Genomic DNA, 15,011 nt, shown 5'->3' with positions numbered 1-15,011 from the left:
CTATTCATCAGATTGAAGTTCGTATAGTGAAGCTGACTGATTCATTCCGCCCGGCCCGCCGCTCATTCGGCTGTTTTTACCCGCGGCCTTGCTGCTTTTTGTATCAGCTGCATCATGATTTTTCGTTTTCTGATCTGTGCTTGATTGCCATTTATCTGAAGATACTTTCTTTCCGTTTTTCTCAACCCACTGCACAATATCGTTATTTCCGCCTTTGCCCATTCCGGATGTTAAGAAGTATTTTACTTTCCCTTCTTTTACGAGCTTTTTAAATTGAGTCAGCGTAATGGCCGGGTCAGACCCGCTGAATCCGCCGATCGCCATGACCGCTTTTTTCGTTTTAATAATGTAAGGCGCCGCCGTGTTGGAATCGGTTGTAGCAAATAGATAGTCCGCTCCGGCGTTATGTTTCTCTAAATAGTTGATCAGTTTTGTATTGACAGATGCGTTATCCATTCCCATGCCTTTTCCGCTTGTTGAAGCGAGCTGAGGGCCTGTTTCAGGCAATGAGCTGTTGCCTCCGTACAGAAGCGGTGTGCTCGCCCAATAAATCGGCATGACCATCAAGACGAGAAGGGCTGCAAGTGAAACATAATAACTGAGCGGTTTTTGGCGCTGTTTGAATACGAACAGGGCGATTGCTGCCACTGCGCCGAGAACGCCTGCTCCGATGCTCCAGCCTGCGCCGATTTGATCATTGTAGTTTCTGAGGATAAACAGCTCCAATCCGGTTGTCACAAGAATAGCGGCCGGCAATAGCCAAGTTTTCCATCCCGCATGCTTGCGGTACAGATGAACGAGGGCGACCCATCCCGCACCGACAAGTGCCGCGATCGGAGGGGCCAGCATAATGAGATAATAATGGTGGAAAAATTCCGCCACACTGAAGAATCCGGCAATCGGCAAAAGCCACGCTGCCCAAAAGATCGTTTCCTTCTGTTCTGCTGATAATCGTCTTCTTTCTCTTGCCCCAGCGATCAATAAACCGGCCATTCCAAAAATCGCAAACGGCAGGAGCCAGCTGATCTGATCAGATAATTCCGTTTGGAAAAGGCGCAGCGGACCAGGGGTTCCCGTGCCGAACATTCCTGAACCTGATTGCATTTTCGAGCCGGTGCCTGCACCGCTTTTTCCTCCGCCGCCGGGACCGTCTCCGCCGCTTGGCATTTTCCCGTTAGATGGAGGTGCCGTCATACTGCCGTTTTGTGATTTGTCTCCGCTTGCTGAACTGCTGCTTGAAGACTGGCCAGGCGGTTTTTGCATTTGTGAAGAACCGCCGGAAGAAGACATCTCTTTCGATGCGTTTCCGTCCGGCCCGCCCTGGCCGCCGCCGGAACTTTGCCCTGTCAGCCGCTGAATCCCGTTATATCCGAAAGCCAATTCCAATACGGAGTTTGTCTGGCTGCTTCCGACATATGGCCTTTTGCTGGCAGGAATATTGTCAACAATGAGCGGCCATGACAATGAAACGGCTGCTAAAACGGCTAACGCGCTTACCAATGAAATGATTTTTTTCTTAATCGTGGTGTTTGCCGCAATCATATAGAACAGCAAGAAGGCCGGCAAAATCATATAAGCCTGAAGCATTTTTGTGTTAAAGCCTGCTCCGACGACAAAAAATGCCGCCAAAAGCCAGATCAGTCTGCCTTTTCTGATCGCTTTAAAGAGAAGCCATGTGGCGAACAAGAGGAAAAAGACCAGTAAAGCATCGACATTATTCGTCCGCGCGACCGCTACTGCGATCGGTGTACACGCCATGACAAATGAGGCGATGCGCGCCGCCGTTTTTCCGAACGTCGGCTTTATTAATAAGTACATGAATAGAACTGAACCTACACCCGCCAATGCCTGAGGCAGGATGACGCTCCACCCGTGCATACCGAATATCAGCGCGCTGATCGTTTGTATCTGGTATGTAACAGGCGGTTTATCTACCGTGATAAACCCGGCTGCGTCAAATGAAGCGTAAAAGAAATTATGAAAGCTTTGAAGCATACTCGTTACCGCTGCGGTGTAATAAGGATTCACCGTATCGTCATTCCAGATGTTGTACATATTCAAGAATGCGGAAGCGAGTAAAATGAGAATTAAGACTGCGTCTATCTCGCGTTTTTTCATTTTCACCTGTGTTTTCACTCCTTTTGTTTAACTTTGAACAAGTGTAACAACCAAATGTGAAAAATTTATTAATAAACAAAGACAATTATTTTGCCGTTTACAAATAGGTAAAAAGAATGACAAAACGGGTAAAAAGACAAAAAAAAGATGCCCCCGTCAAGCCGAGAGGCATCTGTCATGATTTCTGATTTACTGAATCGGTTTCAGCCGTGCTTCTATTTCAGAACGGCGGTGTTCGAGATAAGGCGGGAGCGCAACCGTTTTGCCTAGCTCTTCAGGTTTTTCATCAACCATAAATCCCGGACCGTCCGTTGACAATTCAAACAGAATTCCGTTCGGTTCCCGGAAGTACAGCGCTTTGAAATAATAACGCTCTACAATGCCTGAGTTGCTGAAACCTTCTTTCGTAATGATGCGGTGCCATAAAGCAAGCTCCTCTTCATTCTGAACGCGGAAGGCCACATGGTGCACGCTGCCTTTTCCAGGACGCTCGCGCGGAAGATCGTTTCTTTCAATGAGATGGACTTCTGTACGCGCGCCTCCGTTACCGGATTCGAGCACCGTAACCGTGCCCCGGTCTTCATGCGTTTCTTTCCCGATTTCAGTGAAGCCCAGCACATCGGTTAACACACGCAGGGTCGGTTCTGCATACGGGACGGTCAATTCAACGGGACCAAGACCGCGGAAAGAATATTCTTCCGGTATGCCGCTTTGCTTCACCGCTTCACCGATGTCTTTTCCTTTTTCGTCAGCTGTCAGCACAAGCCGCTGTCCTTCATGATCCTGAAAAGCGAGTGTGTCCCTGCCCGCTATTTTCACGATCTCACTGTGAGAGACCTGATGCTCTTCAAATCGTTTTTTCCAATATTGCAGCGCTTGTGCATCCGGGACACGCAGGCCGATTGAAGAAATACTGTTTGTCCCCGCATGAAACGGCGCAATCCGCGGAATCTCGAAAAACGTCAATTCAGATCCCGGATTGGCTGTTTCATCACCGTAAAACAAATGATACATCGTAGGTTCATCTTGGTTTACGGACTTTTTCACAAGCTTCAGTCCCAGGATGTTCCGATAGAAATCTAAATTTTTCTGCGCATCAGCCGTCAATGCTGATACATGGTGTATTCCATTAACTTTCATTATGTTATCCTCCAGTCAATTATCTCGATTTCGAGATATTTTATATATACAATTTATGTTATCCGGATCGTAAAGTCAACCCATCTGCTTCACAGACGGTCTGCAGACTGCCGCTTCCCAAATAACGAACCTTTGATATTAAAAAATCATTAATGTTCGCTTTTAAAACGGTATTTTTTCCTTCTCAAAAGCAGAAACCTTTATCTTTTAGACAAAACGACAAAATCAGAAAATTTATTTTATTCGTGTTTCAGCAATTAGGGTTTACAATATGGAAAATAGTTTTTTCAGCATGACGATTTTACATCTGGAGGGAAAGGATATGCAGATTGAAGAGAACGGACTTAAAAAAGAGATCGGCCTTACCATCGCCCTCTCACTTGTTATCGGCACCATCATCGGTTCCGGCGTATTTATGAAACCAGGCGCCGTGCTTGCCTACTCCGGTGATGCGAAAACCGCGCTTATCGCGTGGCTGTTAGGAGGCATTTTGACGCTTGCCGGCGGCTTGACCGTTGCGGAAATCGGCACTCAGATCCCGAAAACGGGCGGACTTTATACATATCTCGAAGAAGTGTACGGCGAATTTTGGGGCTTTTTGTGCGGATGGGTTCAAATTATCATTTACGGCCCCGCGATTATCGGAGCAATCGGCTTGTATTTCGGCTCTTTGATGGCGCACTTGTTCAATTGGGATTCCGGCTGGTCTAAATTGATCGGGATTTCAGCCGTTTTGTTTTTAAGCATCATTAACATTATCGGAACGAAATATGGCGGCATCGTACAGGGAATTACGACTGTCGGCAAATTGATTCCGATTATCTGCATGATCGTGTTCGGCCTTTGGAAAGGCGATCAGCATATTTTTACAGCCGTTACAAGCAGCATGTCGGACATGAATTTCGGCGCTGCCATACTGGCCACCTTGTTTGCCTATGACGGCTGGATTCTGCTTGCGGCTCTCGGCGGTGAAATGAAAAATCCGGAAAAGCTGCTCCCGAGAGCGATGACGGGCGGACTGCTGGTCGTCACCGCCATTTATCTTTTCATTAACTTCGCACTGCTGCACATTCTTCCCGCGACCGACATCGTCAAACTCGGTGAAAATGCCACAGGCACCGCTGCCGGAATGCTGTTTGGCGACATCGGGGGAAAATTGATCAGCGTCGGGATCATCGTCAGCATTTTCGGCTGTTTAAACGGAAAGATTCTCGCTTTTCCGCGTGTCTCGTTTGCAATGGCGGAACGGAAACAGCTGCCGTTTGCCAAACAGATTTCACGGGTGCATCCGACGTTCTGCACTCCTTGGATTGCCGTGTCATTTCAGATCGCGCTGGCCATTATTTTTATGATCATCAGCAATCCTGATAAGCTGTCTGAAATCTCTATTTTCATGATTTATATTTTTTACGTCATGGCCTTTTTCGCCGTTTTCATCCTAAGAAAAAAAAGCGGCGGAAAACCGCGCGCCTACAGCGTGCCTCTGTATCCGGTCATTCCTGTTTTGGCCATCGCGGGTTCACTGTTTGTGCTGATCAGCACGATCATTACAGATACACTGAGCTGCGGGCTTTCCATCTTGATCGGTCTTGCCGGACTCCCGCTTTATTTTTGGCTGAAAAACGGCAGAAATGACTGACAAAAACGGTTCCTTTTACGGGAACCGTTTTTTTTTCGGCAAAATCACGTGCAAAAGTTGACAGCAAATTCACATCTTTTGTTATACTTTTTAAGCAAGATGTCTGAATTCGAAGTATGTTACGTTTTTTTGGCAAAGTGGGTAACATAAGAAAAACAGGATGAGACACGTTTTTACGAAAAAATCAAGAGGCGTTTTTTTCGACTTTATCTATTTTTTTTCGACAAAAGGCTATATAATAATTTGATGTGTGCATTGTCTCATTCAAACAATGGAGGGTTTTTAATGATAAAAAGAAAAAAAGATAAGTTCTCACTCCTTTTAACAGAAATCGCAAAAAATATAGATGAAACTGCAGAGTATTTTGTGAACTTTAAAGTCACAAACCAAACAACACTTAAAGAATTTGCAGATACGTTAAAAGAATACGAAACAAAAGGTGACAATCATGTTCATGTCATGATTAAAGAGCTTAACAAAGCATTCATCACTCCTATTGAACGCGAAGATATCCTTCAGCTGACAAACAGCCTGGATGATGTGCTTGACGGAATTGAACATTTCTCTGCCATGATGGAGATTTTCTCAATTACTTCATCAGACGAGCATATCGACAAATTCAGCGGATACATTAGAGAATGTGCGAAAGAAATTTTAATTGCAACTGAGCTGTTGGCAGAAAACCGCTTAAAGGACATTCAGCCTCACGCCATCAAAATTAAAGAGTATGAGCACAACTGTGACAACCTACACAGAAAATCATTAAAAAATCTTTTCGGCCATGAAACAGATCCGATCAAAGTGATCCAATATCGTGAAATTTACGAAACGCTTGAAGAAATTGCTGACTCTTGCCAAAGCGTTGCCAATAATCTTGAAACCATCATTATGAAAAACGCGTAACGAGGGGTTAAAATGGATACTCTATTACTTTTAACGATATTAATTGTCATTTGCGCTTTGGTATTTGACTTCATTAACGGATTTCACGATACCGCCAACGCAATCGCCACCTCAGTTTCGACAAAAGCGCTGAAGCCGCGGCACGCGATTATCATGGCCGCCATCATGAACTTTCTCGGAGCGATGACGTTTACCGGTGTGGCGAAAACCATTACGAAAGATATTGTGAATCCTTATACATTAGACAACGGATCGGTTGTCATTCTTGCTGCTTTACTCGCCGCAATCGTCTGGAACTTGATCACATGGTATTTCGGCATTCCGAGCAGCTCTTCACATGCGATTATCGGAGCGATCGCCGGTGCGGCCATTGCAGCATCAGGTTTTGCGACGCTTAATTATAAAGGGTTCATTAAAATTATCGAAGCACTTATTTTATCACCGATCATCGCCTTTGTTCTCGGCTTTATCGTATATTCGATCGTGAAGCTGATTTTTAAAGACAGCAACCTGGCGAAAACAAATAAACGCTTCCGCAGAGTGCAGATTTTGACGGCTGCCATTCAGTCCTATACACACGGAACAAACGACGCGCAAAAAGCGATGGGTATCATTACGATGGCGCTTATGACGGCCAATTTACATAAAAGTGATGCCATTCCTTTTTGGGTGCAGCTCTCTTGTGCCCTGGCAATGGGTCTCGGCACATCCATCGGCGGCTGGAAAATCATTAAAACCGTCGGCGGTAAAATTATGAAAATCCGTCCGGTAAACGGCGTATCTGCCGACTTAACCGGCGCAGCCATTATTTTCGGGGCCACGTTTATTCATCTCCCTGTCAGCACGACGCACGTCATTTCGTCTTCCATTCTCGGTGTGGGCGCTTCCCACCGCGTAAAAGGCGTAAACTGGGGAACGGCTAAACGGATGCTCATTACATGGGTCATCACCCTGCCGATTGCAGGTACACTCGGCGCCATCGCCTTTTTCATCTTAGATCTGTTTTTCTGATGACATCCGCTTCTTTACAGAAGCGGTTTTTTTTGTGACAGGAAAATGATGTCATGACATAGAATGAACATAGCAGACCATTTTTCAAATTGTGAGGGATGCTCATGCTTTTGTTTTTTCAGATCATGGTGTGGACGATGGCGGCCGCACTCATTTTATATGTGTACGCATCCTGGCGGTATGAGGCAAAGGTAAAAGAAAAAATGTTTGCCATCCGTAAAACGTGGTATTTACTATTTGTACTGGGCTCCATGGTCTATTGGACATATGATCCTGAATCGCTCTTTGCCGCATGGAGACAATATTTGATTGTTGCCGTCTGCTTTGCCCTTATTGATGCGTTTATCTTTTTGAGCGCGTATATCAAAAAGCTCGCCGGCAATGAATTAGAGACGGATACGCGGGAAATTTTAGAAGAAAATAACGAAATGCTTCACTCCTATCTTGAAAAACTGAAAACCTATCAATATCTGTTGAAAAATGAACCGATCCATGTATATTATGGAAGTACAGAAGCTTATGCGGAAGGCATCAGCAGACTGCTGGCCGCTTATGCCGAAAAAATGAATGTCACGGCTTCCTTGTGCGACTATTCCGCACAATCGGATAAGGACCGCTTGACGGAGCATATGCCTGATGCGGCAGACGTTCAGTCCCGTCTTAACCGTAAAGACGTCTACTATGATCAAAAAGGCAGGCTTGTGCTTATTCCGTTTACAGTCCAGAACCACCATTACGTGATCAAACTCACGTCGGAAAACCTGTTGACGGAATTCGATTATTTGCTTTTCACATCGCTAACGAGCATTTATGATTTAATGCTGCCAATAGAAGAGGAAGGTGACGGTTAAATGGAGCAGGCATTTCAAAACGGGCAGCCGGAACAAAGAGCGAAACCGTTCAAAATGTTTAAAAAACGTTCAATGACAAGTATCGCAAGTTACCAGGTCAGCCCTCATACCGCCAGAATTTTCAAAGAAAACGAGCGGCTGATTGACAAGTATAAACAAAAAAAAGCTTGATTACACTAAGGACAGGAGACACGGCTCTTGTCCTTATTCCTTTTTTCCTTATCTTTCATATAATAAAACCAACAAAGAGATGCGACAGGTGATGATGTGAAGAAAATTGTCAGGCGCGTAAAGTTTGTGGATTACGGACGCTTCGGGCTTTCCGCTTATTCGCTGAGGATGCGGGCGAGGAATCTCGGGCTATTGAACCGGTTAAAAAAGAAAAAAGGCTGAATCCCGCAATATGAACGGGACTCAGCCTTTTTTGTTAAAGCTGCATCAGAATTTTCGCTTTTACAGCGGGGCCGTAGACGCCGTCAGACGTCAGCCCGTTTACAGATTGGAAGCGGGCCACGGCATCTGCGGTTTTCGGACCGTAGATACCGTCAATTCCGTTATTGACAGCTCCTTTTTCAGGATAGAAATAAAGCGCGGCGAGCGCGTTTTGCACCTGGTATACCTTTTCGCCGGACGTGTACGGCTCTGTCAGCTGAATCACCTCGTCCGGAAGAGAATACAGTGCTTCAACCGGCGGGCTGACGATCAGTACTTGTCCGACTTTAATCAGGTTCGGGTCAGCGATGTTATTCCATTTCTGCAGATCGGCCACGCTGACGCCGAATTTCCGCGCGATCGCCGACAGCGTATCTCCTTTTTGGACGGTATACGTCTGTCTTTCCTCAGAACCGATTCCCGCTTTAAACTCATCCCATGTATCCAACAGTCTTCTCGGACAAAGCTTTCCTGACCAATGCTTGTGCGCAACGACATTTGCAAGCGGGATGCCGTGCGACGTCATTAATGTGCGGATGAGCCATTGGGCGTTTGCCACGGCCTGTGAAAAGTTGCCGTCTGCGTTTTCACAAATTTCAATACCGATGGATTTACGGTTGCCGTCTCCGTTTCCGTCACCGGCATGCCAGCCGTTTTCATTCAGCGGAAGATGCTGATAAATTTCCGTATCATCGACTGTGAAATGCCAGCTTGTCGGTGTATCGGGATTTTTCACATAGCTTGCGTGACTTTTGGCGTTAGCTCCGACTGCAGTATTGGCTGTATTGTGCACCGTAATGTAAATCGGTGACATTGCATAGCCTGGGCGGTTATTGTTTCCTGCCGGGATAAAATCCTGTGTGATTTTTACCATATTCTCATCTCTCCTATTTCGATAAATTGTTTATTTTTAATAAAGCCTGCTGTTTTTTCCCTTTTGCTGTAACGTAATTGTTTTTAAACCAGGCGGCGGCAGTCGTTATGATTGTAAAAACGGCCGACCCGGCGGCATACAGCGTATCTGCAAGCTGGCTGACCTGGTCCTCCTGAATATTCAGCGGCGATTTGCCGAACATCAGCAAAGTTTGATTCAATAAAGCAAGCAAAAGAAGCACCGTCCTGACGACCGTGCCTTTGTCCGCGAATTTCATATCGGTTTCCCCCTTACTTTTGCAGCAGATTGTACATGATGGCGATGGCTCCGCCAATGACGCCCGTGCAGATTGCTGTCACGATCGCCCCTGTAATGGTCCGCTTAATCCATGTTGTGTTTTCGTCAATTTTGTTCAGTTTTTCATTCAGCGTCATGATTTGCTGATCCTGCCGGTCGGATACCCGCTCTAATGCGGCCACCCGCTGTTCAAGCACCTTTTGTTCACCTTTGATGCCCGCGAATTCTTCTTGCACCGCTTGTTCATCCAGAAGCACTACCGCTCCCCCCCTCTTACATTGTTCTCACCTCCCTTCGGAAGTTTCATTTTTAAGAAAATGCCGTGCCTTTGACAGAAAGGCTCCCGCCGGAAATGCTTTTGATTTCCATGATGATTTCCTTAAAACCGGCAATATCAAATGACCACACTTCGTCTGTGCCTGATGTACCGGCTGCTGATGTTCCGTCTTCAGACCTGATTCCTCTGATCGGCACGTTTTTTCCCGAGATGGATCTCCCCCAAAACGCGACATGGCCCGACTCAGCCGTGCCGGTGATTTCGACGAGAAGTTTTTTCCAAGCGCCCGCCGAGAAGATGCTTCCCTCGCCCGCCTCTGCTGCATTTTCATGAAAAATCACGTCTGTATATGAAAACGCCATATCACCGCCCGTACCGACAGATTGGTATAAAACAAATTCGGACTGCTTTTGATTTCCATTTTCAAAACGGAACCGGTAATATCGTTTTGTCAGGCAGACCCACCCCGAAGCGGTCAGCACTCCGCCTTTTACTGCGAGAGAATGTGAAGCTGTCCACGAATTGTTATCCTCGCTCTCTTCGATAAAAAGAGTTCCGCTGCGGTCCGAATAAGCCCACCCCTGTGCTCTGTCTATTAAGACGGCTCCTAAACGGTCTTGTCCGAATTGGCTGTAAACTTCAATCGCTTCTAGCGGCGTATTGGTAAGAAGCTCTGCCATTCCGGACAAATCAGCAACCGGTGTGACATAATCGTTTTTGTTACCGCGATAAGCTTTTACTGCGCCGGGTCTGCCAAGTTGATCGGCGGGAAATTCAAATGAATGCTTTTTCATCGGCCGTCCTCCTTTTCTCATTTACTAAAAATGACAAATAAAAAAAGCCGTTTGGCTTATGACACAGCATTTTTATAATTTTCGTATGTTTCACCCGTTATTTCTTGAAATTCCTCAGGCGTGATATACTTCGCGGCCACACCTTCCGCCAGATCTTCGGCAGAGCAGTCATCATAGCCCATAGCCTGTTTTACCATTTCTATTGAGGCCCACTTATAAAACAAAGCGTAAACCCAAAAGTTAAGTCTCTTCATTTTTTATTCTCCTTTTACGTTTAAGTATTCCAGTTTTAAAGACGCTATTTGTTCACCTAAAGCTTTATTCAACATCTCTGTTTTCTCCCTTGCTGCCACTTCGGCAGACAATTGTACACCTAAAGCATTTTGAGCTTGTTCTGCTTGTTTTCTCGCTAGTTTTTCATCTGCCAGTTGCTGTCCGATTTCTTTCAACTGTTCCACAATGGGATCCGGCTCCACCACATCCTGATACTTGTTTTTTTGATTTTCCTTATATTCTTGATCAGCAGATTCGTTCCAAATTTTATTTACTTCATCAAACTGCGGTCTCCATAAGCCGTCCGGAGGTTTTATGGTTGTTGAGTTTTGCGGCATTATACTTGATGTACTGTCTAAGATTTCAGGCCTCTGAAAATAAAAATTCTCATCATACAAAAAGACTTGCATATTCATCCCTCATTACATAGTGAAATTATTATCTATTGAAATCCCTGTAATATTTTCCTCTATTTTAGCGAATTTTCCGCTAAATCTCAGTTCACCCGTTGTTTCGGCATAATATTTTGTTACCCCCGTTGTTCCAAAGAAAGTGGCAGTCATTGCTTTCTGTGTTGAAGGATGAGCTTCAGCGGGGAGTACAGCAAAAACACTATCGAAGTCTGGAGGAACCACTTCACCACGGGTGAATACTTGGTTGCCCCACACTGCATACTGAGGTTTTCTTCCGCCAACCTTATGTCCATTAATTAGCGTTAAATCATACCAAGTTATTTTATTAAAATCCTCTTCAGTAAATAGACGTTTCCACCCCTTAAAAACACCGTCTGTATGAACAGTTGCAATCCATACATTGTTATCGTAACTTCTCCAAGCTAAAATCGACTTCCTCCCTGACTCCCCCTCAACCACATCATAGTTAAACCAGGAATTATCATTTTCAACCGGATTGTTTTTCAGCTGAGCACCCATTCCACAATAAAACCCCGAGCTCAGCGCCAGTATGTCTGATCCGTTTTCTAATCGTGCTCGTCTCCCATCATCCTTTGTCAACTTCGCCAACTGGCCGCCGTTCCATTTGTCTCTTTCGATAGGACTTATATGAATTGATGAATCTATCGCATGTGCATCGACCTTTGACTGTGCTCCAGTTATGGATTCAATTGGATACCAATTGATTGCTGTTTGATTAGAGTTATAATAAAACCACCATGCATTACCCTTCACGTCTACAGCATAACCATTACCTATTCCCGGCTGCCCCACTAACTGCATACCTCGCAGACTCGTATTTGACGGGTTGTCTGTTACTGCATTGGTTCCGTAAAAAGTTACAGAACCAACATCTTTTAACGAGTCATAAAACGAGCCGGAAGTTAAATTGATTTTTTGCGTGCCGTTATCAGCGGTGATTTTAAACAGCTGCCCTGCATTCCATGTATCCTTCTCAGCTTTCGTTACATGGATATCAGTCTGATTTGTGTGGGCATCGACTTTTTTTTGGGCGCCTTCCGAAGTTTCTAACTGAACCCAATCAGACCAGCCGGAAGCTTTAAGGGTTTTTCTCCATGTGCCTCCTTCATAATCCATTGCCAGAGCCTCACCATAAGACTTGAATCCGATATATAAGCCTCTGGTGGAAAGCGGAGGAGTATGAACTCCCGTGTTATTTGTGTAAAAGAAAAAAGATTGATTAAGCTGGTCTACAATTTGATGAAAATCCAAGCCATCTTGTATACTTATTAAATATTTCCCTGAATCATCCGTCAGCTTTGTTAATTGCCCGTTATTCCACTTTTGGCGCTCTTCCTTCGTCACATGCCGGTCCAGATCTTGATTGTGCTGATCAAAATCTTTTTTTGCTGCCTGCTGGACATTGTCCACGTTTCCGAGGCCGATTTGCGCCTTTGTCGTTTTGTGCGGGTTGTTCATGTCGTTTTTATGGGCCGCCAGATCCGTGTGGGCGTCTTTTATGCCTTTTTCCCAGCGGTTGACGTCATCTTCGTTAATCGGATCGTCCGGAAGCCAGTCTGTTTTTTCTTCGTAAGCCATCGTTACACCACCTCAAAGGTAAATCTTAAATCAAGCGTTCTGTTATTGCTGAGATCTAAATTTGTTTTTCGTTCTGTGATGACGCTTCCTGTTTCGTCAAGCATCTGCACGGTTTCAATGTGTTTGATGTCTTCTTCCCTGCGTGTGAGAACGGTGACTGCGGCATCTTTTACGGAAATATCCGCAATCGGAGTTTCTTTGCCGTTTAACAGCACTTTTGTGATCCTGTTTTTCAGATCGGCTGCGGCACGCTGTCTGTAAGCGGCTGATATCATGGTAAGACCACCTCGTTATTGTTGAGTGTGACGGAATAACCGACCTTCAGTTCACTGACTTTTCGGTATCTCCGATTGTTGAGAATGACCCGGTCTTTGATTTCCAGTGTTTCGTTTAATGCGGCTCTCAGTGTAAACGCCAAATGAGCGGGTTTGATCTTTTCAAGCGTTTCAATCAGCTCGTTCATGTGCTGCAGGTCATCAAGGCCGATATCGGCATAAAAACGATACTGCCCTGGAAACATCCGAACGTAAGCTGACGGATGTTTTAAAAAACGGTTTAGCGCCTGCTCGATCGCTTGATGTGTGATGGGCGGAATATTCGACATCTTGGAAATCAGCCTGAGCCGTCTCATATCCTCCGTGTCACCTGATTCCCGCGGTATTTTTAATATTTTTTCCCAGCGGTCAAGCCCCCACGTCGCCGTCGTGATAAAGAGCTGATCTGTCAAATCGAAAATGTCGTTATTCTGCCGCTCAAACTCAGGAGCTTCCGCCTCAAGCAGTTGTGCCATCTCCTTTAATCGGGTTAAAAACGGCGGGAGGTACGCCGTCATCTCATCGAGTCTGCTCAAGGATTGTCACCTCTTTGAGTTTAGGAATTTCCACATCACTGAGCACGAGGTTTTCCGCCGCACCGTTCATTTTGATATCGGCATAGTCACTGACGGATGCCGAGTTATAAACAATGTTGTTAATTTGTGATAAACGGACGGTGTTTTCTTCGAAGGCCATTTTCTTAAATAAATTCAGGACGCCTTTTTCAATCTCCGCTTTTACGTCATCAATCGAGCTGTTCAGCTCAGGCAGCACGGAAGCGGAGATTTCGATTTCCTTCCATACGGCGCTTTCCACCGTTACTGCCGCTCCGATCGGCGCCTGTCCTTCTCCCTGCCCTTCGTCCGGATCAATATAATCCTTTACTTTTTTGATCAGAATATCTGATGCCGGTTCCAAATTCGCATTTGTGATGACAACCTTCACCGTTCCGGCTCCGTTCCAAAGCGGAAAGATTTTTGCCCTGCCCACGCCGTCAACCTCTTCGGCCCATTGTTTATAGTGCTGTTTATTTGCGCTGACTGCCTCCCGGCGGACACGGGTAAAATAGCGCGCCCTTAAGCTGTTGTCATCTTCTTCCTCACGGCCGGGAATTAATATATCACGCATGACTGCTTTCTCAAGCCCGGGTATCGTTTCAAGCGGCAGCAGGTTCTGCCCTGAAATGCCGGCATTGCCCGCTTCACCGGCTGTTTCACATTCAAGCGTTCCATCCCCCGTATATTGAAAATACAGGTTATCAACAAAGAAACGGGAGCCTGGCGGAATGGTGATGCCCGCTGTGAATTCTCCGGCTCTGACCGCTTTTGTGGCAGGTGTTCGTTCAATTCCCGCTTCAGCAGCACGCCTGTCCAGAAATTCTCCCTGAGCCGTATCGGAAAACACAAGCTCCAGCACGGTATCCAGCCAAATATATGACTTTGCGAGCTCAGCGGCCGCAGGCGCGAGCGCATTGTAAATGACGCTGCCTTCTCTCGTATCAATATCCGCCGTAACGCGCGCCAGCATTCTGTCCATAATGTCGTCAAACGTCTGAGCTTCAAACATCCTCACCCAGCACCTCCTCTATCTCAAGCATGCCCTCATCAGTTTCAACGGTAAAAGAGACGATGAAGGCATCATCTTTTTTCTCAATCTCAAAATTGGTAACGGCCAAAATACGGTCATCATACAGCAAGGCTTCTTCTATCAGTCTTGGGATCTCCATTTTTTTATAAGCATCCGTCGTGTTCTGATCTGAAAGCACTTCCTGCAGTTCGTTTCCGATATCATGGCTGAAAACCGAATATGAATACCGTTCTGTGTGAAGAGCGATATAGACGAATTGCCTGATTGCGTCCAGTCCGTTTATCAGTTCATTGGTAATCCGGTTGTTTTCAAAATCAATTCGGTAGGTTTGTGAAGTCTCAACGGCCTCACTCGCATCCTCCAAATCTTCAAATTCGATTTCCGGTGTCAGGGCCATTGCACCCGCTCCTTTTAGATTTGTTCATGTAAAAAAGCCCTCTTCGGCAGATGAAGCGGCTTTAATAGGCTGATATTCTCGTACATCTCCGT

General features: G+C 45.7%; 19 protein-coding genes. 6 read left to right on the top strand and 13 right to left on the bottom strand.

Annotated features, from left to right (window positions below; genetic code table 11):
- Both SB847_RS02140 and SB847_RS02135 read right to left on the bottom strand, forming a co-directional pair.
- On the bottom strand, positions 1–2,124 hold the full coding sequence (locus tag SB847_RS02140; RefSeq protein WP_410577308.1) for an ArnT family glycosyltransferase: 2,124 nt from the start codon (positions 2,122–2,124) through the stop codon (positions 1–3).
- 183 nt (positions 2,125–2,307) lie between these two features.
- A complete protein-coding gene (locus SB847_RS02135) occupies positions 2,308–3,258 on the bottom strand; it encodes a ring-cleaving dioxygenase (protein WP_007610844.1) in 951 nt (316 codons plus the stop codon).
- Positions 3,259–3,580: 322 nt separating this feature from the next.
- Here SB847_RS02135 and SB847_RS02130 point away from each other — a divergent pair, with 322 nt between their 5' ends.
- The 6 genes from SB847_RS02130 to SB847_RS02105 all read left to right on the top strand — a co-directional run bounded on the left by SB847_RS02130 (position 3,581) and on the right by SB847_RS02105 (position 8,055).
- Positions 3,581–4,897, top strand: coding sequence for an APC family permease (locus SB847_RS02130; protein ID WP_045207179.1), 1,317 nt, complete (start codon positions 3,581–3,583; stop codon positions 4,895–4,897).
- Between the two features lie 285 nt (positions 4,898–5,182).
- Complete coding sequence (locus SB847_RS02125) at positions 5,183–5,800, top strand: DUF47 domain-containing protein (RefSeq protein ID WP_032874614.1); 618 nt, start codon at positions 5,183–5,185, stop codon at positions 5,798–5,800.
- Between the two features lie 12 nt (positions 5,801–5,812).
- The gene (locus SB847_RS02120) at positions 5,813–6,811 is read left to right on the top strand and encodes an inorganic phosphate transporter (protein ID WP_032874611.1); all 999 of its coding nucleotides are present in this window, start codon (positions 5,813–5,815) and stop codon (positions 6,809–6,811) included.
- A gap of 104 nt (positions 6,812–6,915) precedes the next feature.
- Positions 6,916–7,662, top strand: a complete 747-nt coding sequence (locus tag SB847_RS02115) for a type II toxin-antitoxin system SpoIISA family toxin (RefSeq protein WP_410562665.1) — start codon at positions 6,916–6,918, stop codon at positions 7,660–7,662.
- Positions 7,663–7,833 carry a type II toxin-antitoxin system SpoIISB family antitoxin gene (locus SB847_RS02110; protein ID WP_003154807.1) on the top strand — a complete coding sequence of 57 codons (171 nt, stop codon included), beginning with the start codon at positions 7,663–7,665 and terminating at the stop codon, positions 7,831–7,833.
- Positions 7,834–7,929: 96 nt separating this feature from the next.
- Positions 7,930–8,055, top strand: a complete 126-nt coding sequence (locus SB847_RS02105) for a hypothetical protein (RefSeq protein ID WP_003154809.1) — start codon at positions 7,930–7,932, stop codon at positions 8,053–8,055.
- A gap of 34 nt (positions 8,056–8,089) precedes the next feature.
- On the opposite strand, the gene SB847_RS02100 is transcribed toward SB847_RS02105, so the two are convergent.
- The 11 genes from SB847_RS02100 to SB847_RS02050 are packed head-to-tail and all read right to left on the bottom strand — an operon-like array spanning position 8,090 to position 14,919.
- Positions 8,090–8,968: an N-acetylmuramoyl-L-alanine amidase gene (locus SB847_RS02100; protein ID WP_410562670.1), complete on the bottom strand. Its 879-nt coding sequence runs from the start codon at positions 8,966–8,968 to the stop codon at positions 8,090–8,092.
- A gap of 13 nt (positions 8,969–8,981) precedes the next feature.
- Entirely contained in the window at positions 8,982–9,245 is a 264-nt protein-coding gene (locus SB847_RS02095) for a phage holin (protein WP_003154813.1), read from the bottom strand.
- 13 nt (positions 9,246–9,258) lie between these two features.
- Positions 9,259–9,522 (bottom strand): hemolysin XhlA family protein, encoded by a 264-nt coding sequence (locus SB847_RS02090; protein ID WP_410562674.1) that lies wholly within the window; start codon positions 9,520–9,522, stop codon positions 9,259–9,261.
- 52 nt (positions 9,523–9,574) lie between these two features.
- Positions 9,575–10,336 carry a phage portal protein gene (locus tag SB847_RS02085; protein WP_101669645.1) on the bottom strand — a complete coding sequence of 254 codons (762 nt, stop codon included), beginning with the start codon at positions 10,334–10,336 and terminating at the stop codon, positions 9,575–9,577.
- Positions 10,337–10,392: 56 nt separating this feature from the next.
- Positions 10,393–10,590 carry an XkdX family protein gene (locus SB847_RS02080; RefSeq protein ID WP_007610833.1) on the bottom strand — a complete coding sequence of 66 codons (198 nt, stop codon included), beginning with the start codon at positions 10,588–10,590 and terminating at the stop codon, positions 10,393–10,395.
- Between the two features lie 3 nt (positions 10,591–10,593).
- Positions 10,594–11,019 carry a hypothetical protein gene (locus SB847_RS02075; RefSeq protein ID WP_410562678.1) on the bottom strand — a complete coding sequence of 142 codons (426 nt, stop codon included), beginning with the start codon at positions 11,017–11,019 and terminating at the stop codon, positions 10,594–10,596.
- A 12-nt stretch (positions 11,020–11,031) separates the two neighbouring features.
- On the bottom strand, positions 11,032–12,621 hold the full coding sequence (locus tag SB847_RS02070; RefSeq protein WP_410562681.1) for a hypothetical protein: 1,590 nt from the start codon (positions 12,619–12,621) through the stop codon (positions 11,032–11,034).
- A 2-nt stretch (positions 12,622–12,623) separates the two neighbouring features.
- A complete protein-coding gene (locus tag SB847_RS02065) occupies positions 12,624–12,896 on the bottom strand; it encodes a hypothetical protein (RefSeq protein WP_015239690.1) in 273 nt (90 codons plus the stop codon).
- Positions 12,893–13,471, bottom strand: a complete 579-nt coding sequence (locus SB847_RS02060) for a YmfQ family protein (RefSeq protein ID WP_032874599.1) — start codon at positions 13,469–13,471, stop codon at positions 12,893–12,895. Before SB847_RS02060 ends, SB847_RS02065 begins: the two co-directional genes overlap by 4 nt.
- The gene (locus SB847_RS02055) at positions 13,455–14,501 is read right to left on the bottom strand and encodes a baseplate J/gp47 family protein (protein ID WP_406527978.1); all 1,047 of its coding nucleotides are present in this window, start codon (positions 14,499–14,501) and stop codon (positions 13,455–13,457) included. Before SB847_RS02055 ends, SB847_RS02060 begins: the two co-directional genes overlap by 17 nt.
- Positions 14,494–14,919, bottom strand: a complete 426-nt coding sequence (locus SB847_RS02050) for a DUF2634 domain-containing protein (protein ID WP_003154825.1) — start codon at positions 14,917–14,919, stop codon at positions 14,494–14,496. The genes SB847_RS02055 and SB847_RS02050 overlap by 8 nt, the downstream gene beginning before the upstream one ends.
- Between the last annotated feature and the right edge of the window lie 92 nt (positions 14,920–15,011).

The organism is Bacillus sp. SIMBA_026 (genome assembly GCF_046535335.1).
Lineage (GTDB): Bacteria > Bacillota > Bacilli > Bacillales > Bacillaceae > Bacillus > Bacillus velezensis.
The sequence above is the reverse complement of the archived record's forward strand: the minus strand, read 5'-3'. Positions and strand labels throughout refer to the sequence as shown.

What these genes read in the sequence shown, in the direction of transcription:
- SB847_RS02085 (WP_101669645.1), bottom strand. Translation starts at nt 10,336, where the DNA reads ATGAAAAAGCATTCATTTGAATTTCCCGCCGATCAACTTGGCAGACCC.
- SB847_RS02070 (WP_410562681.1), bottom strand. Translation starts at nt 12,621, where the DNA reads ATGGCTTACGAAGAAAAAACAGACTGGCTTCCGGACGATCCGATTAAC.
- SB847_RS02115 (WP_410562665.1), top strand. Translation starts at nt 6,916, where the DNA reads ATGCTTTTGTTTTTTCAGATCATGGTGTGGACGATGGCGGCCGCACTC.
- SB847_RS02095 (WP_003154813.1), bottom strand. Translation starts at nt 9,245, where the DNA reads ATGAAATTCGCGGACAAAGGCACGGTCGTCAGGACGGTGCTTCTTTTG.
- SB847_RS02050 (WP_003154825.1), bottom strand. Translation starts at nt 14,919, where the DNA reads ATGGCCCTGACACCGGAAATCGAATTTGAAGATTTGGAGGATGCGAGT.
- SB847_RS02055 (WP_406527978.1), bottom strand. Translation starts at nt 14,501, where the DNA reads ATGTTTGAAGCTCAGACGTTTGACGACATTATGGACAGAATGCTGGCG.
- SB847_RS02135 (WP_007610844.1), bottom strand. Translation starts at nt 3,258, where the DNA reads ATGAAAGTTAATGGAATACACCATGTATCAGCATTGACGGCTGATGCG.
- SB847_RS02110 (WP_003154807.1), top strand. Translation starts at nt 7,663, where the DNA reads ATGGAGCAGGCATTTCAAAACGGGCAGCCGGAACAAAGAGCGAAACCG.
- SB847_RS02125 (WP_032874614.1), top strand. Translation starts at nt 5,183, where the DNA reads ATGATAAAAAGAAAAAAAGATAAGTTCTCACTCCTTTTAACAGAAATC.
- SB847_RS02100 (WP_410562670.1), bottom strand. Translation starts at nt 8,968, where the DNA reads ATGGTAAAAATCACACAGGATTTTATCCCGGCAGGAAACAATAACCGC.
- SB847_RS02120 (WP_032874611.1), top strand. Translation starts at nt 5,813, where the DNA reads ATGGATACTCTATTACTTTTAACGATATTAATTGTCATTTGCGCTTTG.
- SB847_RS02080 (WP_007610833.1), bottom strand. Translation starts at nt 10,590, where the DNA reads ATGAAGAGACTTAACTTTTGGGTTTACGCTTTGTTTTATAAGTGGGCC.
- SB847_RS02130 (WP_045207179.1), top strand. Translation starts at nt 3,581, where the DNA reads ATGCAGATTGAAGAGAACGGACTTAAAAAAGAGATCGGCCTTACCATC.
- SB847_RS02065 (WP_015239690.1), bottom strand. Translation starts at nt 12,896, where the DNA reads ATGATATCAGCCGCTTACAGACAGCGTGCCGCAGCCGATCTGAAAAAC.
- SB847_RS02075 (WP_410562678.1), bottom strand. Translation starts at nt 11,019, where the DNA reads ATGCAAGTCTTTTTGTATGATGAGAATTTTTATTTTCAGAGGCCTGAA.